Origin of the sequence: Streptomyces antimicrobicus (genome assembly GCF_020532625.1) — a bacterium.
GTDB classification, from domain to species: domain Bacteria; phylum Actinomycetota; class Actinomycetes; order Streptomycetales; family Streptomycetaceae; genus Streptomyces; species Streptomyces antimicrobicus.
Genome location: NZ_JAJAUY010000008.1, coordinates 42,855 through 68,981, shown reverse-complemented (window position 1 = coordinate 68,981; position 26,127 = coordinate 42,855). Strand labels below are relative to the sequence as shown.

Genomic DNA, 26,127 nt, shown 5'->3' with positions numbered 1-26,127 from the left:
GCGAAGGACCGCTTCGGACAAGGGGTTTGGGGCGGGGTGCGGGGGCCGTCACGGGACGGCCACGCACTCTTCGCCGTGCGTATACCACTAGTCGCCCCGCTCTGCGAACAACTTCGGTATTCCGGCGCAAAGAGCTGAAACCAGACGGTCGTTGGCGTTACCGTCTGTTTCGTGTTCGCTGCAGAACGTCGCCAGTTGATCCTCGAAATGGTGCGCGCCAACGGGGCGGTATCGCTCCGTGAGCTCGCCCGCGTCGTCCAGACCTCCGAAGTGACCGTACGGCGGGACGTGCGGGCACTGGAGGCCGAAGGACTCCTCGACCGCCGGCACGGCGGTGCGGTCTTGCCGGGCGGATTCACGCGGGAGTCCGGCTTTCCGCAAAAGTCCCATCTCGCGACCGCGGAGAAGACCGCCATCGCCGACGTGGCCGCGGGCCTCGTAGAGGAGGGCGAGGCCGTCGTCGTCGGCGCCGGCACCACCACCCAGGAGCTGGCCCGCCGGCTCGCCCGGGTGCCGGGCCTGACCGTGGTCACCAACTCCCTCCTGGTCGCGCAGGCCCTGGCCCACGCCAACCGGGTCGAGGTGGTGATGACCGGGGGCACCCTGCGCGGCTCCAACTACGCGCTGGTCGGCAGCGGGGCCGAGCAGTCGCTGCAGGGGCTGCGGGTGTCCCGGGCCTTCCTGTCCGGCAGCGGCCTGACGGCGGAACGGGGCCTGTCCACGTCCAACATGCTGAGCGCGAGCGTGGACCGGGCGCTGGTCCAGGCGGCGGCCGAGGTGGTGGTCCTCGCCGACCACACCAAGCTCGGCACGGACACCATGTTCCAGACGGTCCCGACGGACGTCATCACCCGCCTGGTGACCGACGAGCCGCCGCCGCACGACGACCGCGCCGCCACCGAGCTCCAGGCGCTGGCGGACCAGGGCGTCCAGATCACCGTCGCAGGCGCCGGCCACCCGGGCGCGGCCGGCGCCGAGGGCCTGCCGCCCCGCCGCCCGCGCCGCGAGTCCCCCCTGCCGGTCCAGCGCCGCGGCGGCCCCCAACTGCGCAGCGCGGTCTCCCTCCCGGAGCCCTCCGGCCCGGACCGGGCCCGGGTGGCGGACCTGAGGCGGCGTTAGCCGCCGGTCCGGCGTGCGTACGCCGGGACCACGTCGATCGTCACGCCGAACCTCGACCTCAGTACGCGTCCAGCACGGGCCTGCTGGTGTCGGGCGACGCCAACGGCGACGGCCGCGAGGACCTGTCCGTCATGTACAACTACGCGACCGGCGCCACCAGCGTCTTCACGTTCAAGGGTTGCACCGACGGCGGCTTCGAGAACACCTTCCGCAGCTGGCAGGCACTCCCGGGCACCTGGTGACATGAGCCCCGCCTGACGGTCCGACACCGACGAAGCCCCCGCCCGGGGAACCGGGCGGGGGCTTCGTGCTGCGGCGTGCGGGACGTCAGTCCTTGATCTCGCAGATGGTCGCACCCGAGGTGACCGAGGCGCCGACCTCGGCCGTGAGGCCGACGACGGTGCCGGAGCGGTGGGCGTTGAGGGGCTGTTCCATCTTCATGGCTTCGAGGACGACGACCAGGTCGCCCTCGTTGACCTGCTGGCCCTCCTCGACCGCGACCTTGACGATGGTGCCCTGCATGGGCGAGGCGAGGGTGTCGCCGGAGGCGGCCGGGCCGGACTTCTTGGCGACGCGGCGCTTGGGCTTGGCGCCGCCCGCGGCGGCGGTGCGGGCCAGGGTCATGCCCAGCGACGACGGCAGCGAGACCTCCAGGCGCTTGCCGCCGACCTCGACCACGACCGTCTCGCGGCCGGGCTCCTCGTCGGTGTCCTCGGCGGCCGGGGCCGCGAACGGGGGGATCTCGTTGACGAACTCGGTCTCGATCCAGCGGGTGTGGACCGTGAACGGCGTGCCGTCGGTGGGGGCGAAGGCGGGGTCGGTGACGACGGCGCGGTGGAAGGGGATGGCGGTGGCCATGCCCTCGACCTGGAACTCGGCCAGCGCGCGGGCGGCGCGCTGCAGGGCCTGCTCGCGGGTGGCGCCGGTGACGATCAGCTTGGCCAGCAGGGAGTCCCAGGCCGGGCCGATCACCGAGCCGGACTCCACGCCCGCGTCCAGGCGCACGCCGGGGCCGGTGGGCGGGTTGAACGCGGTCACCGTGCCGGGGGCGGGCAGGAAGTTGCGGCCGGGGTCCTCGCCGTTGATGCGGAACTCGATGGAGTGCCCGCGCAGGACCGGGTCGTCGTAGCCCAGCGCCTCGCCGTCGGCGATGCGGAACATCTCGCGGACCAGGTCGATGCCGGAGACCTCCTCGGTGACCGGGTGCTCGACCTGCAGGCGGGTGTTGACCTCCAGGAAGGAGATCGTGCCGTCCATGCCGACGAGGAACTCCACCGTGCCGGCGCCGACGTAGCCGGCCTCCTTCAAGATGGCCTTGGAGGCGGCGTACAGCTCGGCGTTCTGCGCCTCGGACAGGAACGGCGCCGGGGCTTCCTCGACCAGCTTCTGGTGGCGGCGCTGCAGGGAGCAGTCGCGGGTGGAGACCACCACGACGTTGCCGTGGGTGTCGGCCAGGCACTGGGTCTCCACGTGCCGGGGCTTGTCGAGGTAGCGCTCGACGAAGCACTCGCCGCGGCCGAAGGCGGCCACGGCCTCGCGGACGGCGGAGTCGTACAGCTCGGGGACCTCTTCCAGGGTCCGCGCGACCTTCAGACCGCGCCCGCCGCCGCCGAAGGCGGCCTTGATCGCGATGGGCAGGCCGTGCTCCTTGGCGAACGCCACGACCTCCTCCGCCCCGGAGACCGGGTCGGGGGTGCCGGCCACCAGCGGGGCGCCGGCGCGCTGGGCGATGTGGCGGGCGGCGACCTTGTCGCCGAGGTCGCGGATGGCCTGCGGCGGCGGGCCGATCCAGGTCAGGCCCGCGTCCAGGACGGCCTGGGCGAAGTCGGCGTTCTCGGAGAGGAAGCCGTATCCGGGGTGGATGGCGTCCGCACCGGAATCGGCGGCGGCCTGCAGGACCTTCGCGATGTCCAGGTAGCTGGCGGCCGGGGTGTCACCACCCAACGCGAAGGCTTCGTCGGCCGCGCGGACGTGCAGAGCGTCCCGGTCCGGGTCGGCGTACACGGCCACGCTCGCGATCCCGGCATCCCGGCAGGCCCGGGCAACGCGGACAGCGATTTCGCCTCGGTTGGCGATGAGCACCTTGCGCACGATGGCTCCCTCCTTGAAACAAGCTGAGTTTAGGGACAGCCGACACGGCCTTTCGACCCGTCTCCAGAGGTGAGCTTGCCCACACAGAGCGTGATTCGAGGTTCTGACGAGCCCTGAATCCCTTGTGGTGCCCCAGGTCAGGGCTTTCCCCAACTGCACAGTAACCCTGCCCTGTGGCGCAGGTCTCTGTCAGCCCGGTCAGCCGCCCCTGGCGATTCTTTGTGGAGTCCCTACGAACGGCGCAGTGATTCTTTGCCTGTCAGCCGTGTGCCGTACCCCTTGTCGCCAGGTTTACCGCTCAGTAGCCTCCGTGGCGTCCGGGCTCGAACTGGCGTGTTGGAGGGGGTGGGGCGGCGTGTTGCGAAGAATCGTGGCCGCGGCGGCCGCGGTCGTGCTGGTCGTGGAGGCCGCGGCGGTCGTCGTCGTCCATCTGGTGCTGGGCAGGGCCACGGCGGGGCAGTCCATGTCGATCGCCGGCAGCGATCCAGATGTCATGTCCAAGGCAACCTACGCCCTCGGGGCCGGTCTCGGCGCCTTCCTCGTGCTGTGCGCCGCCCTGCTCGCCGTCGCCGCGGTCCGCGACCGTCCCCCCGGCCGGTTCGGCCGCGTCCTGCTGATCGGCGCGGCGGTCACCAACGGCGTCCTGAGCGCCCTGGTGGCGGCTCTGGTCGGCTGGGGGGCGTTCGCCGCCCTGACGGCCGTCCTGTGCCTGCTCGTGCTCTTCCTGGTGCTCCACGGGCGCCCGGAGGTCCGGCCCGGGTCCGCCCCCACGGGGCCCGGTCCGCACGCCGCCGGGACGGGCCCGGCTCCGGACGCCGGGACGGGCCCCGGTACCGGACCGGCCGGGGCGCCTCCGGTCACGCCCACAAGTCCGTGACCGACACACCCAGTTCGCCCAGCAGGGAACGCAGCAGCGGCATCGACAGCCCGATGACGTTGCCGGCGCATCCGTCGATGCCCTCGATGAACGGCGCCGACAGCCCGTCGAGGGTGAACGCCCCGGCCACGTGCAGCGGCTCGCCGCTGTCCACGTACGCGGCGATCTCGGCGTCGGTCACCTCGCCGAACCGCACGGTGGTGGAGGCCGTCGCCGAGACCTGACGGCCCGTCGCGGTGTCGACGACGCAGTGGCCGGTGCGCAGGACGCCGGCGCGCCCGCGCATGGATTTCCAGCGGGCGGTGGCCTCCTCGGCGTCGGCGGGCTTGCCCAGCGCCTCGCCGTCCAGCTCCAGCACCGAGTCGCAGCCGATGACCAGCGCCCCGGCCGCCTCCTCCAGCCGGGCCACGACGCCGGCCTTGGCCTCCGCCAGCGCCAGCGCCAGCTCGGCCGGGGTGTCGGCGGCGACCGAGTCCTCGTCGAAGCCGCTGACGATCACGTGCGGCGTGAGCCCCGCCTGGCGCAGCAGGTTGAGCCGGGCGGGTGAGGCGGAGGCGAGGACCAGGGGGCGGGGTGCGGCAGTCATGCGGCCCATCGTAGGGGCCGCCCGCGGGCCGGCCCAGGGCCGCTACCGCAGGCCGCCGACCCCGAGGACGTACACCACCACGAGCATCGCCAGGGCCAGCACCACCACCATGCGCCGGACCATCGCCTGCGCGTCGCGCATGTCCTTGGGCGGCTCGTTCTTCGGGTCGGACCAGAGCATGCCCCGATCCTGGCCCCCCGGACGCCGGTGGCGCCTGAGTACGGGTACTCAGGCGCCACCGGAGGTTCCCTCAGGGGTCACCCGCGCGCGGTCACCCGCCCGGAGTCACCCGCGCGGCCTCACGCCGGCCAGTACGTACGGCCCCACGCGCCCGGCCCCGGCTGCGGCAGCCGGCGCCGTGCCACCCGGGCCGGGTCCGACCAGGCCTGCGTCACCGGGGTCGCGCCCGACGGTGCCGAGGCCAGCACCGCCGCGCGCGCCCGGACCACCGCCAGGGCGGCGGCCAGCTCCTCGGGGGTCGGGTTGCCCTTGACGACCTTGATCACGCCGATACCTCCTACAGCGGGATGTTGCCGTGCTTCTTCGGGGGCAGCGCCTCGCGCTTGGTGCGCAGGTGGCGCAGCCCCTTGACGATCTGCGCCCGGGTCTGGGACGGCATGACCACCGCGTCGATGTACCCGCGGTCGGCGGCGACGTACGGGTTGAGCAGGGTGTCCTCGTACTCGGTGATCAGCCGCGCCCGGGTCGCCTCGACGTCCTCGGCCTCGGCGATGGTCCGCCGGTGCAGGATGTTGACCGCTCCCTGCGCGCCCATGACCGCGATCTGCGCGGTCGGCCAGGCGAGGTTGAGGTCCGCGCCCAGGTGCTTGGAGCCCATGACGTCGTACGCGCCGCCGAACGCCTTGCGGGTGATGACGGTGATGAGGGGGACGGTGGCCTCGGCGTAGGCGTAGATGAGCTTCGCGCCGCGCCGGATGATTCCGTTGTACTCCTGGTCGGTGCCCGGGAGGAAGCCCGGTACGTCCACGAACGTCAGCACCGGGATGTTGAAGGCGTCGCACGTCCGGACGAACCGGGCCGCCTTCTCGCTGGCGTCGATGTCCAGGCAGCCGGCGAACTGCATCGGCTGGTTGGCGACGATGCCCACCGGGTGGCCCTCGACGCGGCCGAAGCCGGTCAGGATGTTCGGGGCGAACAGCGCCTGGGTCTCCAGGAACTCGCCCTCGTCGAGCACGTGCTCGATGACGGTGTGCATGTCGTACGGCTGGTTGGCGCTGTCCGGGATCAGCGTGTCCAGCTCGGCGTCGACGTCGGAGACCTCCGTGTCGGCCTCCTCCGGGAAGGCCGGCGGCTCCGAGAGGTTGTTCGAGGGCAGGTACGACAGCAGGGACTTGACGTACTCGATGGCGTCCTTCTCGTCGCCCGCCATGTGGTGCGCCACGCCCGAGGTGCTGTTGTGCGTGCGCGCGCCGCCGAGCTCCTCGAAGCCCACGTCCTCGCCGGTGACGGTCTTGATGACGTCCGGGCCGGTGATGAACATGTGCGAGGTCTGGTCGACCATCACGGTGAAGTCGGTGATCGCGGGGGAGTACACGGCACCGCCCGCGCAGGGCCCGACGATCAGGGAGATCTGCGGGACCACACCGGACGCGTGCACGTTGCGCCGGAAGATCTCGCCGTACATGCCGAGGGCCATGACGCCCTCCTGGATGCGGGCGCCGCCGGAGTCGTTGATGCCGACGACCGGGCAGCCGGTCTTCAGCGCGAAGTCCATGACCTTCATGATCTTCTGGCCGAAGACCTCGCCCAGGGAGCCGCCGAGGACGGTGAAGTCCTGCGAGAACACGGCGACCGGGCGGCCGTCGACGGTGCCGTAACCGGTGACGACGCCGTCGCCGTAGGGGCGGTTGTGCTCCATGCCGAAGTCGGTGGAGCGGTGCCGGGCGAACTCGTCGAGCTCGACGAACGAGCCCTCGTCCAGCAGCAGCGCCACCCGCTCGCGCGCCGTGAGCTTGCCCTTGGCGTGCTGCTTCTCCACCGCCCGCGCGGAGCCGGCGTGGGTGGCTTCGTCGATGCGTCGCTGGAGATCGGCGAGCTTGCCCGCGGTGGTGTGGATGTCGATCGGGTCTGAGGGTTGTGACATCGGGGTCGCGGCTCCCTGAGAGGTGTCAACTGCCTGGTCAATTGAATGACTACTGATGGCTACTGGTGCGTAGCGTATCGGCGGGCATGGCGTGCGGCAGTGCGGCGTTTGACACACCTACTCTGCCTTGCATGACTGCGAACGATCCTTCCGCCGGGCGCTGGTCGAGCCTCGACCGGCCGCCGCTGAACGCCACCTCCCTCCGGCGCGCGCTGGTCACGCCGGACACCCTGTGGACCTCGCTGGAGGTCGTGGAGTCCACCGGCTCCACCAACACCGATCTCGCCGCCCGCGCCGAGGAGCTGCCCGAGGGGGCGGTGCTCGTCGCCGAGGAGCAGACAGCCGGCAAGGGCCGGCTGGACCGCAGCTGGGTGGCCCCCGCCCGGTCCGGGCTGTTCTTCTCCGTCCTGCTGCGGCCGGGACCGCAGGTGCCCGAGGAGCGGTGGGGCTGGCTGACCCTGCTCGCCGGGGTGGCCACCGCCGGCGGGCTGGCCCGGGCGGCGGGCGTGGACACCGCGCTGAAGTGGCCCAACGACGTGCTGGTCACCGTCGAGGGCGAGGAGCGCAAGGCCGGCGGGATCCTCGCCGAGCGGACCGCCGGGGACACCTCCCGCGGGGAAGGCGTGGTGCTGGGCATCGGGCTGAACGTCAGCCTCACGCAGGACGAGCTGCCGGTGCCGGGCGCCGGCTCGCTGGTGCTGGCCAAGGCCGCCGTGACCGACCGCGAGCCCCTGCTGAAGGCCGTACTGCGCTCCCTGGAGCAGTGGTACGGCGACTGGCGCGCGGCCGGCGGGGACCCGGCGGCCTGCGGACTGCAGGAGGCCTACGCGGCCGGCTGCGCCACGCTGGGCCGGCACGTACGGGCGGAGCTGCCCGGCGGACGCGAGCTGACGGGCACGGCGGAGGCCGTGGACGCGGACGGCCGGCTGGTCGTCCGGACGGCGGACGACCGGCGCGAGGCCGTCGGCGCGGGCGACGTGGTGCACCTGCGGCCGGTGCGGTAGGCCGCCGGCGGGGCCCGGCAGGGACCCGCGCGCCGGGACCAGGGAGTGAGCTACGGCACACCTGCCGTATGGTTTAGGCGATCGGCGGTGTCGCCGGCGATCACCCGGATCGGCAGGGCAGTGCGCACGGAATGGACAGGAGGCGGCCCTTGACCGTCGACGACCCGTCCCCCGGGGCTGCCCACGGCTCCGGGCCGAGCAAGCCCATCGGGCGTGACGAGCACACCCCCCACCACGAGGTCGACCACACGGCCCAGCCGACGGCGGACCCGCTCGCCATCCGGTTGGAGCAGCTGATCCTGGGCGCCGAGCGCCGGTACACCCCGTTCCAGGCGGCCCGCAGCGCCGGGGTCTCCATGGAGCTGGCGTCCCGGTTCTGGCGGGCCATGGGCTTCGCCGACATCGGCCAGGCCAAGGCCTTGACGGAGGCGGACGTGCTGGCGCTGCGGCGGCTGGCGGGCCTGGTGGAGGCCGGGCTGCTGAGCGAGCCGATGGCGGTGCAGGTGGCCCGGTCCACCGGGCAGACCACGGCCCGGCTGGCGGAATGGCAGATCGACTCCTTCCTGGAGGGGCTGACCGAGCCGCCGGAGCCGGGGATGACCCGTACGGAGGTCACGTACCCGCTGGTGGAGCTGCTGCTGCCGGAGCTGGAGGAGTTCCTCGTCTACGTGTGGCGGCGGCAGCTGGCCGCCGCCACCGGGCGGGTGGTGCAGGCGGCCGACGACGAGGAGATGGTCGACCGGCGCCTGGCCGTGGGCTTCGCGGACCTGGTGGGCTTCACCCGGCTGACCCGGCGGCTGGAGGAGGAGGAGCTCGGCGAGCTGGTCGAGTCCTTCGAGACCACCGCGGCCGACCTGGTCGCCGCGCACGGCGGCCGGCTGATCAAGACGCTGGGCGACGAGGTGCTGTTCGTCGCCGACGACGCCGGGACGGCCGCCGAGATCGCGCTGCGGCTGATCGAGACCATGGAGGCCGACCGGACGATGCCCGAGCTGCGCGTGGGCATGGCGTTCGGCACGGTGACGACCCGGATGGGCGACGTGTTCGGCACGACCGTGAACCTCGCCAGCCGGCTGACCTCCATAGCGCCGAAGGACGCGGCGCTGGTGGACGGGGCGCTGGCGGAGGAGCTGGCCCGCACCGGCGACGCGCCGGTGTCGGAGAAGCAGGCCGAGGAGGGCGTGCCGTACCGGTTCGCCCTCCAGCCGATGTGGCAGCGGCCGGTGCGCGGGCTCGGGGTGGTGGAGCCCTGGTTGCTGACGCGCCGGACGCCTAAGATCCCCGGTTAGTGGAGCGATAACGCTCGTTAACCGGGGAGGTCGTCACATGTCGTCCGAACAGCGCTTCGGGGAGTTCGTCGCGGTCCGCAGGCACGGCGACGACGGGGTCGTCGAACTGGCCCTGGACCGGCCCAAGGCCATGAACGCCGTCTCCACCGAGATGGCCCGCTCCATCGGCGCGGCGTGCGCCGCCCTGGCGGCGGACCCGACGGCCCGGGTGGTGGTGCTGACCTCGACCAGCGAGCGGGCGTTCTGCGTGGGCGCCGACCTCAAGGAGCGCAACTCCCTCAGCGACGCCGAGCTGGTCCGGCAGCGGCCGACCACGCGGGGCGCGTACGGCGGCGTCCTGGAGCTGCCGATGCCGACGATCGCGGCGGTCCACGGCTTCGCCCTGGGCGGCGGCTTCGAGCTGGCGCTGTCCTGCGACGTGATCGTGGCGGACGAGAGCGCGGTGGTCGGCCTGCCCGAGGTCTCGGTCGGGGTGATCCCCGGCGGCGGCGGCACCCAGCTCCTGCCGCGCCGGGTGGGCGCGGCCCGCGCCGCCGAGCTGATCTTCACGGCCCGCCGGGTGGAGGCCGCCGAGGCGCTGTCGCTGGGCCTGGTGGACTCCGTGGTCCCGGCCGGCGAGGACCGGGCGCAGGCCCTGGCCCTGGCCTCCCGGATGGCGGCGAACTCCCCGGTGGGCCTGCGGGCGGCCAAGCGCGCCCTGCGCCTGGGCCACGGCATGGACCTGGCGGCCGGCCTGGAGATCGAGGACGCGGCCTGGCGCACGGTGGCCTTCTCGGGCGACCGCGCCGAGGGCGTCGCGGCGTTCAACGAGAAGCGCCGCCCGAACTGGCCGGGCCGGTAGCCGACCCGCCGACCCCCCTGCGCGGCGGGGCCGCCCCGCCGCGCAGAGGACCGGGACCGCCGGGAGTGGGACCACCCGCAACCGGGGACCGCCGGCGGCCCGGGCCTACTTCGGGAACGCGTCCGTGGTGATCTCGACCGTCCCGGCCTCCCCGAAGTCGACGGTGAGGGACTCCCCGTACGGGACGCGCAGCGGGTTGCCGTAGCCGAGGTCGTGGGGCTCGGTGAAGAGGGTCACCTCGTGCCGCTCGCGGTCCACCAGCAGGTACCGCGGGATGCCGGCCTTGCCGTAGGCGACGCGCTTGACGTCGCGGTCGGTCATGGCGTTGGTGCTGGTGACTTCGACGACCAGCTCGACGTGCTCCAGCCGGACCGCCCAGTCCACGCCGCCGTTCGGGGCGTATCCCGCGTCCATGAGCGCGACGTCCGTGACCAGCAGGTCGGGGATCGCCACGTTGAAGAGCGAGGGGAGGACGAGCCCGGAGTGGGTGCTCATTCCCCAGGAGCGCGGGAGCACGGTGCGCAAGGCCGTGCGCACGTGGTCGAGGATGTGCTCGTGCACCACGGACGGCGGAGGTACCAAGACGATTTCCGCTTCGATGATCTCCGACCGCCAGCCCTCGGGAGTCTCCAAGGACTCGTAGACGTCCATCACGTGGGCCACGTGGACGGGGGGCAGCGATTCGTGAACAGGTGGTGACATGGACGGTGTCCTCTCCTTCACGTCGGGCGCGCGCCCCGACACCGCCATCGTGCCACGCGGCGCCGACGCGACAGCTCGGTCCGGCGCCCTCGGGGCGAAGCGCCGGTATCCGCCAGCCGGACGCCAGTCCGCCGCCACCCCCCACGGCACCAAATCTGACAAATCACCCTAATCTTGGGTGATGGGACTCGACGGGCGGTTGCGGGCCGTCGTCGCGCTGGCGCAGGCCATGGCGGCGGCTCCTGGGCCGCGGGACAGTGTGCGGGCCGCCGCCCGGGGGGCGCGGGTGGCGATGGAGGGGTCGTTCGCCGCGATCTCCGCCTGGGAGCGCGAGCGCGGGCGGCTGCGGGTGCTCGTCAACGAGGGGGAGCGGCGACCCGGTGAGGAGGAGTTCCCGGCCGACGAGTCCTACCCGGTGCACGACTTCCCCGAGATCACCGAGTTCCTGCACGAACTGTGGGCCGGTGGCGGCGGCCCGCACGCCTGGGTGGAGTCGGTGGCCGACGGCCGCCCGGGGCGGCGCGGCGAGGCGCTGCGCCGGCGCGGGCGGGGCACCTGCGTCGTGGTGCCGATCGTGCTGAGCGGCCGGGCCTGGGGCGAGCTCTACGTCGCCCGCGACGAGGGGCTGCCCGACTTCGACGAGGACGACGGCGAGTTCGCCGCCGTCCTCGGGGCCGTGGTCGCGGCCGGCCTCGCCCAGAACGAGCGGCTGGCCGAGGCCCGGCGCCTGGCCTTCACCGACCCGCTCACCGGTCTGGCCAACCGCCGCGCCGTCGACCTCCGCCTCGACGAGGCCCTGGAGGAGCACCGGGTCTCGGGCGCCGTGGTCAGCCTGGTCGTGTGCGACCTCAACGGGCTCAAACGGGTCAACGACACCCTCGGGCACGCCACCGGCGACCGCCTCCTGGAGCGCTTCGGCTCCGTGCTGAGCCGGTGCGGCGCGATGCTCCCCGGCGCCCTGGTCGCACGCCTGGGCGGGGACGAGTTCTGCCTGGTCAGCGTCGGCCCGCCGGCCGACGACGTGGTCCGCGTGACCGAGGAGCTGTGCGTACGGGCCGCCGAGCTGGAGCTCGGCGAGGGCGTCGCCTGCGGGGTCGCCTCCACCGGTGACGCCATCGGACCCGTGAAGTCCTCCCGCCGCCTGTTCCGCCTGGCCGACGCCGCCCAGTACAAGGCCAAGGCCGCCCGGTCGCCGGGGCCGGTGGTGGCCGGCAGGGACACCGCCGTCGTCCGGCTGGCGGACGCCCCGCAGCCGGGCACGGGCGAGCGCCGCCGGTTCCGCGGCCGGGGGGCGGACGCGCCGCGCCCCGGCCCGGACGGCGTGACGGACCCCGCCGGTCCCCCCTAGTGACATGAAGGGATTCAGTCCGTAGGGTGCTGAATATGGATATGCACACTGTCGTGGTGGGGACGTCCGGCGCCTCCGCCGAGGACGTCATCGCCGTCGCCCGCGGCAACGCGCGGGTCGAGCTGTCCGCAGAGGCGCTGGACGCTCTCGCCCGCGCCCGCGAGATCGTGGACGCGCTCGCCGCCAAGCCCGAACCCGTCTACGGGGTGTCCACCGGCTTCGGTGCCCTGGCCACCCGGCACATCTCGCACGAGTTGCGCGCACAGCTCCAGCGCAACATCGTCCGCTCGCACGCCGCCGGCATGGGCCCGCGCGTCGAGCGCGAGGTCGTGCGCGCCCTGATGTTCCTGCGCCTGAAGACGGTCGCCTCCGGCCACACCGGGGTCCGCCCCGAGGTGGCGCAGACCATGGCGGACGTCCTCAACGCCGGCATCACCCCGGTCGTCCACGAGTACGGCTCCCTGGGCTGCTCCGGCGACCTGGCGCCGCTCTCCCACTGCGCGCTCGCGCTGATGGGCGAGGGCGACGCCGAGGGGCCCGACGGAGTGGTCCGCCCGGCCGGCGAGCTCCTGGCCGAGCACGGCATCGCGCCCGTCGAACTGCGCGAGAAGGAGGGCCTGGCCCTCCTCAACGGCACCGACGGCATGCTCGGCATGCTGGTCATGGCCATCGCCGACCTGCAGCGCCTGTACACCTCCGCCGACATCACCGCCGCCCTGTCGCTGGAGGCGCTGCTCGGCACCGACAAGGTGCTCGCCCCCGAGCTGCACGCCATCCGCCCGCACCCCGGCCAGGGCGCCTCCGCCGCCAACATGGCCGCCGTGCTCAAGGGCTCCGGCCTCACCGGCCACCACCAGGACGACGCCCCGCGCGTGCAGGACGCGTACTCCGTCCGCTGCGCCCCGCAGGTGGCCGGCGCCGGCCGCGACACCCTCGCGCACGCCGCGCTCGTCGCCTCGCGCGAGCTGGCCTCCGCCGTCGACAACCCGGTGGTCCTCCCCGACGGGCGGGTCGAGTCCAACGGCAACTTCCACGGCGCCCCCGTGGCCTACGTGCTGGACTTCCTGGCCATCGCCGCGGCCGACCTCGCCTCCATCGCCGAGCGCCGCACCGACCGGCTGCTCGACAAGAACCGCAGCCACGGCCTGCCGCCGTTCCTCGCCGACGACGCCGGCGTCGACTCCGGTCTGATGATCGCCCAGTACACGCAGGCCGCGCTGGTCAGCGAGATGAAGCGGCTCGCCGTCCCGGCCTCCGCCGACTCCATCCCGTCCTCGGCCATGCAGGAGGACCACGTCTCGATGGGCTGGTCCGCCGCCCGCAAGCTGCGCACCGCGATCGACAACCTGACCCGGGTCGTCGCCATCGAGCTCTACGCCGCCACCCGCGCGATCGAGCTGCGCACCGGGCTGGTCCCGGCCCCGGCGAGCCGGGCCGCCATCGCCGCCGCCCGCGCCGCCGGCGTGCAGGGGCCCGGCCCGGACCGGTTCCTGGCCCCCGACCTGGCCGCCGCCGACGCGTTCATCCGTACGGGTGCGCTCGTCAGCGCGGTGGAGCCGGTCACCGGACCGCTCGCCTGAGCGGCGAGGACGACCGGAGCAGATGCGGAACCCGGCCCGAACGGCCGGCGGACACGGCGGAGGGCCGCCCCCGGCACCCGGGGGCGGCCCTCCGCCGCGTCCTACAGGCCGCGCGCCCGCCGGGCGGAGAAGACCACGAAGCCGGCCCCGATGCCCAGGCAGACCGTGCCGCCCAGGACGTAGGGGGTGGTGTCCACCCCGCCGGTGTCGGCGAGGGTGAGCTGCGTCCCGGTGCCCCGCGCCGTACCCGCGGTGCCCGCCGCGCCCGGGGCCCCCGCCGCGTCCGCGGCCAGCGGCGCGCTGGCGGCGACGGGCGTGGTGGCGCCCTCGGCGGGCGCGGGAGCGGTGGCATTGGCCGAGGGGACGAACCACAGGGCGCCGAGGAGGGTGGTCGCACCCAGGGCGGTGAGCAGCGGACGCCGTCCGGACACGGTGCGATCCCCCTTGTGGCAGCAGCGAATTGGCCGTGTGCGCCGATGCTAATGAAAGGGGCGGGTCGCGGGAAAGCCGGGACCCCCTCGCCCCTTACTCTCCGTCGTATGAACGCTGACGAGACATCACGGTACGTACGACTTCGGGTGGATTTGGTGCTGGAGGTGCAGGAGCCCGACGCACTCACCGGAGCCGCCCTGGAGCGCATCGCCGCCGACGAGTTCATGCCGCACGAGGAGCGGGCCCACGCCGAGGCCGCGGTCCGCGACGACGACTCCGAGGCGCTGGCCTACCTCGTCGACCCCACCGACCTGGTCGCCGACGTGCCCGGAGTGGAACTGGCCCAGGCCTCATGGAGCACGGAACCGGTCGAATACGACCCCGAGTCCATGGAGTGGGACCTGGACGAGGAAGATGGGAGCTTCGACGAAAAAGAGGACGACAGCGCCTGACCGTGGGGTGGCCCACATCCGAACGGGATGTGGAACCGAATCGCCGCGTCGACGCGTTGTCCAGGACAGGCGGGGGGCCATGCCCCCTGCCGGCCCCTGCCGGGACGGCCACCGGCGGGATCGACGGCAACGATGGAGTGGCGTGTGAGGACGGACAGCAGGCGGCGCAGGAAGGCCCTCGCGGTCGCGTCCGCCGTACTCGGCGGCGTACTGGTGCTCGCGGGATGCGGCGGGGACGACGGGGACAAGGCCAAGGGCGGTGACGGCAGCAAGTCCCAGGCGGACGTGGACGCCGCGGCGGCCAAGGACAGCTCCAAGGCCAAGATCACGGTCACCCCGAAGGACGGCGCCACCAACGTCGGCCTGAACGACGCCGCGACCGTGCAGGTCACCGAGGGCACGCTCACCCAGGTCGAGCTCAAGAGCGCCGAGGGCGGCACCGTGGCCGGCAAGATCGCGGCCGACGGCAAGAGCTGGAAGCCCGACGGCGCCCTCAAGCGCTCCACCAAGTACACGCTGTCCGCGACCGCCAAGGACGAGTCGGGCCGCGAGGCGCACGAGAACACCTCGTTCACCACCGTCTCGCCCGAGAACAGCTTCATCGGCTCCTTCACGCCGGAGGACGGCTCCACGGTCGGCGTGGGCATGCCCGTCTCGATCACGTTCAACAAGCCGATCAAGGACAAGAAGGCCGTCCAGTCGGCGATCAGCGTGACCTCCAGCAGCGGCCAGGAGGTCGTCGGCCACTGGTTCAACGAGCAGCGGCTGGACTTCCGCCCGGAGAACTACTGGAACGCGAACTCCACGGTCACCATGGCCATGAAGCTCGACGGCGTCCAGGGCGCCCCGGGCGTCGTCGGCGTCCAGAACAAGACCGTCAGCTTCAAGATCGGCCGCTCCCAGGTCTCCACGGTCGACGCCAAGACCAAGAAGATGACCGTCACCCGGGACGGCCAGGTCGTCAAGACCATCCCGATCTCCGCGGGCTCGCCGGAGAACCCGACGTACAACGGCCAGATGGTGATCTCCGAGAAGTTCAAGGAGACCCGGATGAACGGCGCCACCGTCGGCTTCACCGACAACGACGGCAAGGGCGAGTACGACATCAAGGACGTCCCGCACGCCATGCGGCTGTCCACCTCCGGCACGTTCATCCACGGCAACTACTGGGGCGCCGACTCGATCTTCGGCAGCGTCAACACCAGCCACGGCTGCGTCGGCCTGAACGACGTCAAGGGCGCCGGCGACCCGAACCAGCCCGCCGCCTGGTTCTACGACAACTCGCTCATCGGCGACGTCGTCACCGTGGTCAACTCGCCCGACAAGCAGATCAAGCCCGACAACGGCCTCAACGGCTGGAACATGAGCTGGGCCGACTGGAAGGCCGGCTCCGCCGTCTGACCCCCGGCGCCTGCTCCGCCGCTCCGCGCACCCCGTCCGGCCCGCCCGGTCGCCCCGCCGCCGAAAAGGCGTGGGACGACCGGGCGGGCCGCACTACTGTCCGAGCCATGGACATCACCACGCTCCCCGAGACCCCCACCGACGCCGACGTGGACGCCTGGCGCTCGGTCCTGACCGACGCCCTGGCCGCGGACCAGCCGCACCTGCCCCCGCCGTCCCGGGTGGAGGTCGCCGGCCGCCTCCGGGTCGACCCGGCCCGGGGGCGGGCCGTGCGGTGGGCGTCCCCCGACGGGGTCGCGGCCCTGCTGCTGTTCTCCGACGAGGGCAACGAGCACACCGCGTTCCTCGACGTCCTCGCCGTACGGCCCGGGGCACGGCGGCGCGGGATCGGCAGCGCGCTGTGGGAGCGGGTGCGCGAGACGCTCCTGGCCGACGGCCGCACCACCGTCGGCGCCGTGATCGACACCGACGGGCCGGGCGAGGCCTTCGCCCGCTCCCTCGGCTTCACCAACGCCCTGCCCATGGCGTGGTACGTCCAGGACGTCCCGGCCGGCCCCGGCGCGGTCACCGTCCCCGACACCCCCGGCTACACCCTCGTCGGCTGGTCCGGCCTGGTCCCCGACCACCTGGCCCCGGCGCTGGCCGTCGCCCACGACGCCATGGAGGACGCGCCGACGGGCGAGCTGGAGGAACGCACCCCCGCGTGGACCCCGGAGCGGCTGCGGGCCGTGCAGCAACTGGTGCTCGACCGGGGCGGTGAACTGCTCACCGTCGCCGCCGTCTCCGCGGACGGCGAGGTCGCCGCGTACACCGAGCTGATGCTTCCCGACCCGGCGGCCGAGCGCGCCGTCCAGTACGACACCGTGGTCGTCCCCGCCCACCGGGGCCGGGGCCTGGGCCGCGCCGTCAAGCTGCGGATGCTCGCCACGGTGGCCGGCAGCCACCCGGGGCTGCGCCGGATCGGGACCACCGTGGCCGACGAGAACGCGCCCATGCGGGCCGTCAACGCCGAGCTGGGCTACGTCCGCGAGCGCGGGGCGGCGTACTACCAGCTCACGCTGGAGCCGTAGCGGCGGGCGCGGCCCCGGCTCCGGCGTCGGCGGGCGCGGCCTCGGCGAGCAGGGTGCGGGCCGCGCCGGCCCACGTGACCCGCGCGGCCATGACCGACCGCAACTGCGCCACCTGCGCGAAAGCGCCCTCCCGGTCCCGCAGCACCCGGTCCACCGCCCGCGCCCAGCGGTCGGTGTCCTTCGCGTCGTTGCCGGACACGGGCACCACGAACCGGGCCGCGGTCTCGGCGTCGAGGACCTCGCGCAGCAGGTCCGCCAGGCCGCTCTCGGAGCTGACCAGCACCGGCACGCCCTGCACGATCGCCTCCACGCCGACCAGCCCGAACCCCTCCGCCCGGGACGGCACGAGCACCAGACTGGCCGCGGCCAGGTCACCGGCGATGTCCTCCTGGTCGGCGGAGTACGGGCGCACCACCACCTTCAGGCCGGTCTCCGCCGCGAGCTCCGACAGCGTCGAGTGCTGCGCGTCGGCGGTGTCCTCGGGGGCGCCGCGCACGACCAGGGTGAAGGCCGGCAGGCCGTCGTCCGCGCGGTAGCCGGCGACCCGGCCGCAGGCGGCCGCCGCCAGGTCCAGGCCCTTGAGCCGCTCGTCCTCGGCCCGTCCGAACAGCAGCACCCGCAGCCGCCCGCCGGGCGGCGTCCGCGGCCCGTCCCCCCGGGGCGCCGCCGACGCCGGCTCGGCGGGGGCCGGGTCGCCGGGGCCCGGATCGAAGCCGGGGTCCAGCCGCAGCGGCTCCCGTACGCCGCCGAACTCGGGCAGGAACTGCTCGTGCAGCCGCGGCCCGACCGTGACGACCCGGTGGGCGCTGCGGCCCAGGGCCCGTTCCAGGCCGGTCCGTTCGGTGGCCCGCGCCGCCGCGCCCCGCTCCCGGTCGGGCTTGTACCACTCGATCTCGTCCGGGGCCATGTGCACGAAGTGCAGCCGGCGGGCGGCCGGGAAGAAGTCCTCGGCGAGCCGGCGGGCGGCCGGCCCCGTGATCCGGCCGTGCCCCACGACCAGGTCCACCACCATGCCCGGCGGCAGCGCGGGCCGCGCGCTCAGCCGCATGCCGTCCGGCTCCCCGGGCCGCCGCGGCGCCGGCAGCAGGACGACCCCGGCCGCCCGCGCCGCCGCGGCCTCCTCGGCGGAGGCCTCCAGCACCACGCAGAACACCCGGGCGCCGGCGGCGGCGAGGGCCGCGCACAGGTTCCGGTTGAAGCTGCTCAGCCCCCCGTGCCGGGAGACCCACTCGGTGGCCACGACCAGCACCACCGTCGCGCGGGGCGCGGCCGCGGTGTCGGCCGCCGCCCCTGCCGCGGCACCCGCTCCCGCGGCACCTCCCGCGGCACCCGCTCCACCGGCGGCGGTCACCGCTCCACCGCCGGCGGTCACCGCTGCACCGGCGGCGGTCACCGCCACCAGGGCGGTGGGCCCGGTGGACTCGGTGGACCCGGCCGCGGCCCCGGCCGCCTCCGGCGCGCCCAGCAGCGCACGGGCGCGGGCCACCGCGGCGGGCACGTCCACCGACAGGTGCTCGCGCAGCACGACGCCGGTCCCCCCGTCGGTGAGCTCCGGCAGGTGCAGGTAGCCCACCGTCCAGCCGCCCGGCGCCGGTGCGGCCAGCTCGCCGGCCGCCCGGGCCAGATGGTCCAGGGCCTCGGCCCGGCGGCCGGTGAGCAGGCAGGCCATCGCCAGGTTGTAGCGGCTCAGGGCGCGCTCCTTGCCGTCCCCGGCCAGGTCCACGGCCCGCCCGGCCCACTCCAGGGCCTCGTAGGAGCCGCCGTCGGCCAGGCACACGTACGCCAGGTCGTTGGCCGGCTCCCAGCCCGGTGCCAGCTCGAAGGACTCCCGCAGGTGGCCGCGGGCCGCCCGGCCCTCCCCGGCGTCGTAGGCGGCGTACGCGGCCTGCAGGTGGTTGTCGGCGAGTTCGGCCCGCAACGCCCCGGTGGCCCGCCGGAACCACTCCGTGGCCGGCCAGGTGTCCAGCGGGATCCGGACCCGCGCGGTGGTGAGCTCCCCGCCGAGCCCGGCGATCCGCTCCGCGGCCGCCCGGAAGGCCGGTCCTTCCAGAAGGAGTTCGGCGGTGTCGGCCGCGTAGAGCCAGCGCTGCACGCTGTGCCCGCCGAACGAGCAGGTGACCGTGGTCAGGTCCAGGGCGCGCGGCCCGCCCGCCCGCAGGACGGCCGCGTGCAGGAAGTTGATGTGCGGGGTCCCGTCCGGCCCGTCCGGCGGGAGCTCGCGCAACGCCCGTACGGCGGAGGCCACATGGCCGGCCCGCACGGCGTGGCAGCAGGTGGGGAAGATCCGCATGCCCTCGGGCGCGATCCCTTCGAGCAGCGCCAGCAGCCGGTTGACCAGCAGCGCGCGGGCCGTGCCCCGGCCGGCCAGCTGCGGATGGGCGCTCTCACCGAGCCGGCCCACCGTCCACAGCCGCACGTACATCTCGTCGAAGAGCTCGGTCTCCATGGCGAACCGGACCACCTCCCCCTCGGCGAGCACCCCGGCCGCCACCAGCTCCTCGCGGCAGCGGTCGTAGGACTCCCGGGTGATCTCGGGCGGACCGGTCAGGCAGTACGCGAACCACGCCTCGTCGGCGGTGGTGTGGCCGAGGGCGGAGGCCATGACGTTGAAGGCGATCAGCTCGGTGCGCTCCATCGCCCGCACCGCGCGGATCAGCGGCCGGTCCAGGTCCCGCCCGGACTCCAGGCGGGAGCGGATCCCGTCGAGCACGTCGGAGGTGAGCAGCATGCCGGGGGCCGCGCCCTGCTGCCAGCGGGCGAACATCTCGTGGCAGTAGAGCTGGACCTCGTACGGATTGCCGTCCGTGAGGTACATCAGCGCGGCCACGGCCCCGTTCTCGTCGACGCTGTCCAGACCGAGCGCCCGCAACGGCCGCAGCACGCAGTTGCGGACGTCCTCCACCTCGACGAACCGCTTGACCTCGATCTCCTTGAACTGCCGCAGCAGCGGCGAGTGCACCTCGGTGATCCGGCCGATCAGCTCGGAGGTCCCGGCCAGCACCAGCACCAGCCCGTCGACCCGGGACATCAGGAACCGCAGCACGGACAGCACCCGCACGTCGTCCGCGACCAGCTGCGCCTCGTCCACCAGCAGCACGAGCGGACGCCCGAGGAGCCGGACGAACGTCGCCAGGTCGGCGCGCAGCGCGGCCTGGGACACCTCGTCCCCGAACAGCGCGACCGCCTCGGGGAATTCGAGCCGCGCGCCGGGCCCGGCCGGTGCCGCGCCGGCCATCACCCGCCGCACCTCGGCGACGTCGACCGCGACGCCCGCGGCGGCGACCGCCACCACCAGCTCCTCGTAGAGCCGGCGGAAGAACACCCCGGGCGCGCCGTCCCCGGCGACCAGCTCCAGCCGCACGGACACGAACCCGCGCTCCCGCGCGAGCCACTCGGTGGCGTTGAGCAGGCTGGTCTTGCCGGCCATCCGCTGCCCGTGCAGGACGACGCAGACGGACGGCCGGTCGACGGCGGCCTGGTCGAGCTCGTAGCGGATCGCCGCCACTTCGCCGTCCCGCCCGGCGAACACGGCGGCGTCCCGCACGGGATTGCGGTAGTCGTACGGATTGCGTAACGCGGAAATGTCCACGGGCCCCCTCACGTCGGCCCGATGGTACGCCGTCCGTACCCCGCCGGTACGCCGTCGGCCGAGGCTACCCGTCGGCCTTGGCCACCCCGATCGGGCAGGACACGCCCGTGCCGCCGATGCCGCAGTACCCGGCGGGGTTCTTGTCCAGGTACTGCTGGTGGTACGGCTCCGCCGGCCAGAACGGGCGCTCGGCGGCCGGGAGCACCGCGGTGGTGATCCCGCCGTGACCCGAGGACGTCAGGACGCGCTGGTAGGCCTCGCGGGAGGCCTCGGCCGTCGCCTGCTGCTCGGGGGAGTGGGTGTAGACCGCCGAGCGGTACTGCGTGCCGACGTCGTTGCCCTGGCGGAAGCCCTGGGTCGGGTCGTGGGCCTCCCAGAAGGCTTTGAGCAGGGTCTCGTAGGACACCTGGGCGGGGTCGTAGACGACGCGGACCGCCTCGGTGTGCCCGGTCATGCCGGAGCACACCTCCTCGTAGGTGGGGTTCTCGGTGAAACCGCCCTGGTAGCCGACCAGCGTGGTCCACACGCCGGGCGTCCGCCAGAAGACGCGCTCGGCGCCCCAGAAGCAGCCCAGGGCGAAGTCGGCGACCTCCAGGCCCTGCGGGTACGGGCCGGCCAGCGGATTGCCGAGGACGGTGTGCGTGGACGGGAGCTCGAACAGCGGGGTCGCACGGCCGGGCAGGGCCTCCTCGCGGGTGGGCAGCTCGGGCGTGCGGCGGTACGTGAACATGTGGCCTCCTCGGTACGGTCAACGGCTCCGGGGCGGCCGGGATTCCCCGGCGGCCAGGAGCGCCCGCAGCGGTGCCGTGTCCGGGGCGGGGGCGGCCGCCGCGTCCAGGGCGGCCGCCAGGCGGCGCGCGTAGCCCGGGCCGGGGTGGCGTACGGCGGCCGGCGCGGACCACGACAGCTGCCAGCGGCTGGCGCCGCGCGCCACGAGCTCGCCCGTGACCAGCTCCTCCAGGGCCCGGCGGACGACGGCGGGGGCGGGGGTGGTGTCGTCCGTCCCCTCGGCGTGGCCGCGGAGGTGGTCGGCGAGGCGGGGCACGGCGTCGGCGCCGAGGGCGTCGAGGGTGGCCAGCAGGGCCCACAGGCCGTGGGTGGCGTCCTCGACGCCGGGGCCGTCCTCGCCGTCGGGGCCGTCCTCGCCGTCCTGGCCGGCGGCCCCGGCCGGGGCGTGGACGCGGGCGGCCGCGACGGCGGCGCCTTCGAGGGTGTAACGGACGCGGGCGTGGTGATCGGTCAGGCTGCGGTGGACCAGGTCCTCCCAGTCGGCCGCCCGCTCCAGCCGCTGGAGGGGGCGCGGGAGGTACTCCTCCTCCAGGGCCGAGAGCGTCCGGCGCGGCTCGGCCAGCAGGTCGACCGCGGGCCGCGGCCGCTCGGGCGCGCCGCCCTCGTCCCCGGGCGGCAGGGCCGCGATCAGGGCCAGGCGGCGGGCGAGCGGGGCGTGCGGATCGCCGTGCTCCACCGGGCGGTACGGCGGGTCCGCGCGGACCTCGTCCAGGTGGGCGCGGCGCCCCGCCAGCAGGTACGGGAGCCCGCCGAAGAACTCGCCGCGCGGCGGCAGCAGCCCGGTCGGCACGCCCAAGGTGGCGTAGGCGTGGAGGTAGAAGCCGTAGCCGAGGCCCAGGGCGGGCAGGTCCCGCAGGGCGGCGGCGTAGGTGTCCCGCCCGGCGACCCGGGCGGTGGCCCGGTCCAGGGCGTCCTCCTGGCGGCGCCGCGCGGGCAGCGACAGGCGCAGGGCCAGCTGCGCGTACCAGGCGTACCCGGCGGCGGCCCCGCGGCGGGGCCGCGCGTCGGCGGGGTCGCCGACGTCCCGGCCCCGGCCCCGGCGGGCCTCGGCGGTCCGCTCGTCCAGGGCCTCCAGCCTCCGCTCGACCCGCGCCGCGGCCCGGAGCGCGAGCCGGCCCGCGGCGGTGCCGAGGCGGGCGCGGTGGGCGTGGTGGGCGAGCTCGTGCGTGAGCAGGGCCCGCACCCGCGGTTCGTCCACGGCGAGGAGCAGCGGGACGCCCACGCGCAGGGTGCGGCCGTCGTAGGCGGCGACGGGCCGGTCCGTCAGGACCAGCGCCTCGGGGGCCCGGGCGCCGATCCGCTCGGCCTGCTCGCGCACCGCCCGCCACAGCAACGGCTCCTGACCGGCGGTGACCCGGAGCCCGCCGGGCCCGTCCTGCGCCCGCCGGGCCCGCCCCTGGCGCCACGCCGGACGCAGCAGCCACAGGCCCTGGACGAGTACCGCCAGGAGCAGCAGCGACAGCAGCCAGAGCACGACGAGGAGGCCGTCGCCGCGCAGCGGCCCGTACAGGGCCGCGTCGCCCCACAGGAGCAGGCCGATCAGGACCGGCCCGAGCAGCCAGAACCCCGCGAGGGCCAGCAGCGCCCCCAGGGCGCGTATCCGCTCGACCATCCAGGCCCCCTGCCGACCCCTCGTCCGCGCTCGCGTCTGCGTCGCACGAGTATGGGGGCGCCCGTGGCCGCGGGGCACGGGATTAACGGCTGCGGTAGGTGCACACCTGGACCCCGGCCGGGCTGGTCACGGCCGAGACCAGTTCCAGGGTGCGCTTGCCGCCGTCGGACGGGAAGATCGTCTTGCCGCCGCCCAGGAGGACCGGCATCACCATGAGCGTCATCTCGTCGACCAGCCCCTCGGCCAGCAGCGTCCGGGCGAGCGTCGCGCTGCCCATGACGAGCAGGTCGCCGCCCTCGGTCCCGCGCAGCTCCCGGATCCGCCCCAGGGGGTCGTCGCCGCCCAGCAGCGTGGTGTTCTGCCAGGTCAGCGCCGACTCGTCCAGGGTCCGGGAGACCACGTACTTGGGGACGGAGTTCATCCGGTCCGCGAACGGGTCCCCGGCCCGCTCCGGCCACGCGGCCGCCATCGTCTGCCAGGTACGCCGCCCGAACAGCAGCGCCTCGGCCTTGCCCAGCGCCGCGTCGAAGGCGCCGCCGACCACCTCGGGGTCGAAGAACGGGCCGGTCCAGCCGCCGTGCGCGAAGCCGCCGTCGGTGTCCTCCTGGGGGCCGCCGGGCGCCTGCACGACCCCGTCGAGGCTGATGAACTCGGTGATGACGATGCGCATGCCGTTTCGCTCCTGTCGCGGGTGCCGGGTCCCGGGTCGCGGGTTGCCGGTTGCTGTTGTTGTCCGCCGTGTCGTGAGGGAAGACCGCGGCGGGGCGCGGAACTCATCGTCCCGCGCCCCGCGCACCGAGTGACGGGCGTCACCTCACCCCGGGTAGCCCCGCAGCGTCGCCGGGGTGCCGCCGTTGGCCTCGTAGCCCGCCACCGCCAGCGCGCGGAAGACGGCGTACGCCTCCGCCGGGTCCGACTGGTGCGACCACGGCAGGGCGCCGACGCAGCCGTCGACGTGCCGCAGCTGCTCCATCGCCTCCGCCCAGCGCTCGCCGTGGACCAGGAAGAAGACGAGCAGGTGGCGTACGTGCGCCAGCATCGGGTCGTCGGGACGGGCGCTGTGGACGGCGTACAGCGCGCCCTCCACCGCCCGCGTGACGACCGCGCTCCGGTAGAAGCTCTGCACCGTCGTGATCTCCGGCAGGTGCTCGTACACCGCGAACAGCGGCAGCGCCGCCAGCAGCGAGCCCTGCGGGGCGCGGGCCGCCGCCGCGTGCGCGAACGCGTCCGCCTTCTCCCGCGAGCCGTGCCACTTCTCGCACCAGTAGTGCAGCGCCGCCAGGTGCGCGCCCATGTGCTCCGGCGCCCGGTCCAGGACCTTCGCCCACAGCGCGTCGAACTCCGCCTCGGAGTAGCCCAGTCCACGGGCGACGGCCAGCTCGACGATGTACGGGACCGGGTCTCCGGGCGCCAGCAGTGCGGCCTCGCCGCACGCCGTACGGGCCTCCTCCAGGATGATGCGGTGGTCGTCCGAGCCCACCCCGCCCGAGTTGCGCCAGGCCTGCTGCACCAGCAGTTCCGCGTGCACCTGGGCGCCGCCCGCGTCCTTGGGCGCCTCCAGCCGCCACGCCTTCAGCCACGCGGCGCCGGTGCCCGGGGTCCGCACGAGCTCCAGCGCGGCCGCGCCGGCGAACGCCTGCACCCGCTGCCAGCGCCGCTCACCCTCGCGCGGGGTGCCGGCCAGGAGCTGGGAGGCGGCCTGCCACTGGCCGGTGCGCTGGACGTGCCCGAGGGCGTCCATCAGGTCCTGGTCGGGGCCCGGTACCCGGACGTCGAGCTGTTCCTGCCGGACGAATCCGTAGTTCTCCGGGTCGGCGGCGTCGGGGTGCTGCGGCGGGACCAGACGCAGGGCGTCGCGTCGGCGCCGTATGACCGGGGCGAGGGCGGCGACCAGCAGGCCGACCGCGATCAGGAACCACAGAATCTCCATGCCACCAAGCGAACCAGACCGCACGGCCCCGAGGCCAACGGGGGCACGCGGTCCGCGGCCCCGTTCCAGCGGGCCGGGGCGGGGGTCGGGGGCTTAGGCTCTGCCCATGAGTGACCACAGCCACGAGCTCCTGAACTTCGAGACCCGCGCGATCCACGCGGGCAACACCGCCGACCCGCTGACCGGCGCGGTCGTGCCGCCGATCTACCAGGTGTCCACGTACAAGCAGGACGGGGTGGGCGGCCTGCGCGGCGGCTACGAGTACAGCCGCAGCGCCAACCCGACCCGGACCGCCCTGGAGGAGAACCTCGCGGCGCTCGAAGGCGGCCGGCGCGGCCTCGCCTTCGCCTCGGGGCTGGCCGCCGAGGACTGCCTGCTGCGGACGCTGCTGGTGCCGGGGGACCACGTGGTGATCCCGAACGACGCGTACGGCGGCACGTTCCGCCTGTTCGCCAAGGTGGTGGCCCGGTGGGGCGTGGAGTGGTCGGTCGCCGACACCTCCGACCCGGCGGCGGTGCGGGCGGCGATGAACGACCGCACGAAGATCATCTGGGTGGAGACCCCGTCGAACCCGCTGCTCGGCATCACCGACATCGCGGCCGTCGCGGACGTCGCGCGCTCGGCGGGCGCCAAGCTCGTCGTGGACAACACCTTCGCCTCGCCGTACCTGCAGCAGCCGCTGGCGCTGGGCGCGGACGTCGTCGTGCACTCGCTGACGAAGTACATGGGCGGGCACTCCGACGTGGTCGGTGGCGCGCTGGTGACGGCGGACGCGGCGCTCGGTGACGAACTGGCCTACCACCAGAACGCGATGGGGGCCGTGGCCGGGCCGTTCGACTCCTGGATCGTGCTGCGCGGCATCAAGACGCTCGCGGTGCGGATGGACCGGCACAGCCGGAACGCGGCCCGGGTCGCGGAGATGCTGACCCGGCACCGGAAGGTCACCAAGGTCCTCTACCCGGGCCTGCCCGAGCACCCCGGGCACGAGATCGCGGCGAAGCAGATGAAGGACTTCGGCGGGATGATCTCGTTCCAGGTCGCCGGGGGCGAGGAGGCGGCCGTGGCCGTCTGCAACCGGGCCCAGCTGTTCACCCTCGGTGAGTCCCTCGGCGGTGTCGAGTCGCTGATCGAGCACCCGGGGCGGATGACGCACGCGTCGGTGGCGGGCTCGCTGCTGGAGGTCCCGGGCGACCTGGTGCGGCTGTCGGTGGGCATCGAGAACGTGGACGACCTGATCGCGGACCTGACCCAGGCCCTGGGCTGATCCGCGAACCCGGCCGGGCCTCCGGCCCGGGCCGGGGCGGATCCCGG

24 protein-coding genes are annotated in these 26,127 nt (G+C 74.3%); 12 read left to right on the top strand and 12 right to left on the bottom strand.

Annotated elements, in window-relative coordinates; genetic code table 11:
* Positions 1-171: 171 nt before the first annotated feature.
* Both LG632_RS03720 and LG632_RS03715 read left to right on the top strand, forming a co-directional pair.
* Entirely contained in the window at positions 172-1,119 is a 948-nt protein-coding gene (locus LG632_RS03720) for a DeoR/GlpR family DNA-binding transcription regulator (protein WP_226725123.1), read from the top strand.
* Positions 1,120-1,205: 86 nt separating this feature from the next.
* Positions 1,206-1,361 carry a hypothetical protein gene (locus LG632_RS03715; protein WP_226725121.1) on the top strand — a complete coding sequence of 52 codons (156 nt, stop codon included), beginning with the start codon at positions 1,206-1,208 and terminating at the stop codon, positions 1,359-1,361.
* Positions 1,362-1,446: 85 nt separating this feature from the next.
* On the opposite strand, the gene LG632_RS03710 is transcribed toward LG632_RS03715, so the two are convergent.
* Positions 1,447-3,210: an acetyl/propionyl/methylcrotonyl-CoA carboxylase subunit alpha gene (locus tag LG632_RS03710; protein WP_226725119.1), complete on the bottom strand. Its 1,764-nt coding sequence runs from the start codon at positions 3,208-3,210 to the stop codon at positions 1,447-1,449.
* Positions 3,211-3,565: 355 nt separating this feature from the next.
* On the opposite strand from LG632_RS03710, the gene LG632_RS03705 reads away from it, so the two are divergent.
* Positions 3,566-4,087: a hypothetical protein gene (locus LG632_RS03705; RefSeq protein ID WP_226725117.1), complete on the top strand. Its 522-nt coding sequence runs from the start codon at positions 3,566-3,568 to the stop codon at positions 4,085-4,087.
* On the opposite strand, the gene LG632_RS03700 is transcribed toward LG632_RS03705, so the two are convergent.
* The 4 genes from LG632_RS03700 to LG632_RS03685 form a co-directional block, all read right to left on the bottom strand.
* The gene (locus LG632_RS03700) at positions 4,068-4,682 is read right to left on the bottom strand and encodes a Maf family protein (protein ID WP_226725115.1); all 615 of its coding nucleotides are present in this window, start codon (positions 4,680-4,682) and stop codon (positions 4,068-4,070) included. The genes LG632_RS03705 and LG632_RS03700 overlap by 20 nt on opposite strands.
* Positions 4,683-4,715: 33 nt before the next feature.
* Positions 4,716-4,853 (bottom strand): morphogenic membrane protein MmpB, encoded by a 138-nt coding sequence (gene mmpB / locus LG632_RS03695; RefSeq protein WP_226725113.1) that lies wholly within the window; start codon positions 4,851-4,853, stop codon positions 4,716-4,718.
* Between the two features lie 119 nt (positions 4,854-4,972).
* A complete protein-coding gene (locus LG632_RS03690) occupies positions 4,973-5,179 on the bottom strand; it encodes an acyl-CoA carboxylase epsilon subunit (protein ID WP_226725111.1) in 207 nt (68 codons plus the stop codon).
* A gap of 11 nt (positions 5,180-5,190) precedes the next feature.
* Positions 5,191-6,777, bottom strand: coding sequence for an acyl-CoA carboxylase subunit beta (locus tag LG632_RS03685; RefSeq protein ID WP_226725109.1), 1,587 nt, complete (start codon positions 6,775-6,777; stop codon positions 5,191-5,193).
* A 131-nt stretch (positions 6,778-6,908) separates the two neighbouring features.
* Between LG632_RS03685 and LG632_RS03680 the strand changes: the two genes are divergently transcribed.
* The 3 genes from LG632_RS03680 (at position 6,909) to LG632_RS03670 (ending at position 9,911) form a co-directional block, all read left to right on the top strand.
* Entirely contained in the window at positions 6,909-7,781 is an 873-nt protein-coding gene (locus LG632_RS03680; protein WP_226725107.1) for a biotin--[acetyl-CoA-carboxylase] ligase, read from the top strand.
* A 149-nt stretch (positions 7,782-7,930) separates the two neighbouring features.
* A complete protein-coding gene (locus LG632_RS03675) occupies positions 7,931-9,070 on the top strand; it encodes an adenylate/guanylate cyclase domain-containing protein (RefSeq protein ID WP_264201360.1) in 1,140 nt (379 codons plus the stop codon).
* Positions 9,071-9,107: 37 nt separating this feature from the next.
* Entirely contained in the window at positions 9,108-9,911 is an 804-nt protein-coding gene (locus tag LG632_RS03670; RefSeq protein WP_226725105.1) for an enoyl-CoA hydratase/isomerase family protein, read from the top strand.
* A 105-nt stretch (positions 9,912-10,016) separates the two neighbouring features.
* Here the strand turns inward: LG632_RS03670 and LG632_RS03665 are convergent, their stop codons facing one another.
* The gene (locus tag LG632_RS03665; protein ID WP_226725103.1) at positions 10,017-10,613 is read right to left on the bottom strand and encodes a Uma2 family endonuclease; all 597 of its coding nucleotides are present in this window, start codon (positions 10,611-10,613) and stop codon (positions 10,017-10,019) included.
* 181 nt (positions 10,614-10,794) lie between these two features.
* Here LG632_RS03665 and LG632_RS03660 point away from each other — a divergent pair, with 181 nt between their 5' ends.
* Together LG632_RS03660 and hutH are read left to right on the top strand one after the other, a co-directional pair.
* On the top strand, positions 10,795-11,961 hold the full coding sequence (locus tag LG632_RS03660) for a GGDEF domain-containing protein (protein WP_226725101.1): 1,167 nt from the start codon (positions 10,795-10,797) through the stop codon (positions 11,959-11,961).
* Positions 11,962-12,002: 41 nt separating this feature from the next.
* Positions 12,003-13,541 carry a histidine ammonia-lyase gene (gene hutH, locus LG632_RS03655; RefSeq protein ID WP_226725165.1) on the top strand — a complete coding sequence of 513 codons (1,539 nt, stop codon included), beginning with the start codon at positions 12,003-12,005 and terminating at the stop codon, positions 13,539-13,541.
* 101 nt (positions 13,542-13,642) lie between these two features.
* On the opposite strand, the gene LG632_RS03650 is transcribed toward hutH, so the two are convergent.
* The gene (locus LG632_RS03650) at positions 13,643-13,972 is read right to left on the bottom strand and encodes a hypothetical protein (protein ID WP_226725099.1); all 330 of its coding nucleotides are present in this window, start codon (positions 13,970-13,972) and stop codon (positions 13,643-13,645) included.
* A gap of 108 nt (positions 13,973-14,080) precedes the next feature.
* On the opposite strand from LG632_RS03650, the gene LG632_RS03645 reads away from it, so the two are divergent.
* The 3 genes from LG632_RS03645 to LG632_RS03635 all read left to right on the top strand — a co-directional run bounded on the left by LG632_RS03645 (position 14,081) and on the right by LG632_RS03635 (position 16,896).
* On the top strand, positions 14,081-14,425 hold the full coding sequence (locus tag LG632_RS03645; RefSeq protein ID WP_226725098.1) for a hypothetical protein: 345 nt from the start codon (positions 14,081-14,083) through the stop codon (positions 14,423-14,425).
* Between the two features lie 132 nt (positions 14,426-14,557).
* The gene (locus tag LG632_RS03640) at positions 14,558-15,826 is read left to right on the top strand and encodes a L,D-transpeptidase (protein WP_226725096.1); all 1,269 of its coding nucleotides are present in this window, start codon (positions 14,558-14,560) and stop codon (positions 15,824-15,826) included.
* 107 nt (positions 15,827-15,933) lie between these two features.
* Positions 15,934-16,896 carry a GNAT family N-acetyltransferase gene (locus LG632_RS03635; RefSeq protein ID WP_226725094.1) on the top strand — a complete coding sequence of 321 codons (963 nt, stop codon included), beginning with the start codon at positions 15,934-15,936 and terminating at the stop codon, positions 16,894-16,896.
* Here LG632_RS03635 and LG632_RS30460 read toward each other — a convergent pair.
* From LG632_RS30460 to LG632_RS03610, 5 genes are all read right to left on the bottom strand, one after another.
* Complete coding sequence (locus LG632_RS30460; protein ID WP_226725092.1) at positions 16,880-20,485, bottom strand: glycosyltransferase; 3,606 nt, start codon at positions 20,483-20,485, stop codon at positions 16,880-16,882. The two genes, LG632_RS03635 and LG632_RS30460, sit on opposite strands and share 17 nt — an antisense overlap.
* A gap of 64 nt (positions 20,486-20,549) precedes the next feature.
* Entirely contained in the window at positions 20,550-21,215 is a 666-nt protein-coding gene (msrA, locus tag LG632_RS03625) for a peptide-methionine (S)-S-oxide reductase MsrA (RefSeq protein ID WP_226725091.1), read from the bottom strand.
* Between the two features lie 18 nt (positions 21,216-21,233).
* A complete protein-coding gene (locus LG632_RS03620; RefSeq protein WP_226725089.1) occupies positions 21,234-22,886 on the bottom strand; it encodes a M48 family metalloprotease in 1,653 nt (550 codons plus the stop codon).
* Between the two features lie 82 nt (positions 22,887-22,968).
* Positions 22,969-23,556, bottom strand: coding sequence for a dihydrofolate reductase family protein (locus LG632_RS03615; protein ID WP_226725088.1), 588 nt, complete (start codon positions 23,554-23,556; stop codon positions 22,969-22,971).
* Positions 23,557-23,700: 144 nt separating this feature from the next.
* Positions 23,701-24,816, bottom strand: coding sequence for a hypothetical protein (locus tag LG632_RS03610; protein WP_226725085.1), 1,116 nt, complete (start codon positions 24,814-24,816; stop codon positions 23,701-23,703).
* A 106-nt stretch (positions 24,817-24,922) separates the two neighbouring features.
* Between LG632_RS03610 and LG632_RS03605 the strand changes: the two genes are divergently transcribed.
* Complete coding sequence (locus LG632_RS03605; protein ID WP_226725083.1) at positions 24,923-26,080, top strand: cystathionine gamma-synthase; 1,158 nt, start codon at positions 24,923-24,925, stop codon at positions 26,078-26,080.
* Positions 26,081-26,127: the final 47 nt, after the last annotated feature.

Coding starts and splice junctions, on each gene's coding strand:
- LG632_RS03665 (WP_226725103.1), bottom strand. CDS start 10,613: ATGTCACCACCTGTTCACGAATCGCTGCCCCCCGTCCACGTGGCCCAC.
- LG632_RS03635 (WP_226725094.1), top strand. CDS start 15,934: ATGGACATCACCACGCTCCCCGAGACCCCCACCGACGCCGACGTGGAC.
- LG632_RS03660 (WP_226725101.1), top strand. CDS start 10,795: ATGGGACTCGACGGGCGGTTGCGGGCCGTCGTCGCGCTGGCGCAGGCC.
- LG632_RS03605 (WP_226725083.1), top strand. CDS start 24,923: ATGAGTGACCACAGCCACGAGCTCCTGAACTTCGAGACCCGCGCGATC.
- hutH (WP_226725165.1), top strand. CDS start 12,003: ATGCACACTGTCGTGGTGGGGACGTCCGGCGCCTCCGCCGAGGACGTC.
- LG632_RS03670 (WP_226725105.1), top strand. CDS start 9,108: ATGTCGTCCGAACAGCGCTTCGGGGAGTTCGTCGCGGTCCGCAGGCAC.
- msrA (WP_226725091.1), bottom strand. CDS start 21,215: ATGTTCACGTACCGCCGCACGCCCGAGCTGCCCACCCGCGAGGAGGCC.
- LG632_RS03640 (WP_226725096.1), top strand. CDS start 14,558: ATGGAGTGGCGTGTGAGGACGGACAGCAGGCGGCGCAGGAAGGCCCTC.
- LG632_RS03620 (WP_226725089.1), bottom strand. CDS start 22,886: ATGGTCGAGCGGATACGCGCCCTGGGGGCGCTGCTGGCCCTCGCGGGG.
- LG632_RS03685 (WP_226725109.1), bottom strand. CDS start 6,777: ATGTCACAACCCTCAGACCCGATCGACATCCACACCACCGCGGGCAAG.
- LG632_RS03610 (WP_226725085.1), bottom strand. CDS start 24,816: ATGGAGATTCTGTGGTTCCTGATCGCGGTCGGCCTGCTGGTCGCCGCC.
- LG632_RS03700 (WP_226725115.1), bottom strand. CDS start 4,682: ATGGGCCGCATGACTGCCGCACCCCGCCCCCTGGTCCTCGCCTCCGCC.
- LG632_RS03615 (WP_226725088.1), bottom strand. CDS start 23,556: ATGCGCATCGTCATCACCGAGTTCATCAGCCTCGACGGGGTCGTGCAG.
- LG632_RS03645 (WP_226725098.1), top strand. CDS start 14,081: ATGAACGCTGACGAGACATCACGGTACGTACGACTTCGGGTGGATTTG.
- mmpB (WP_226725113.1), bottom strand. CDS start 4,853: ATGCTCTGGTCCGACCCGAAGAACGAGCCGCCCAAGGACATGCGCGAC.
- LG632_RS03680 (WP_226725107.1), top strand. CDS start 6,909: ATGACTGCGAACGATCCTTCCGCCGGGCGCTGGTCGAGCCTCGACCGG.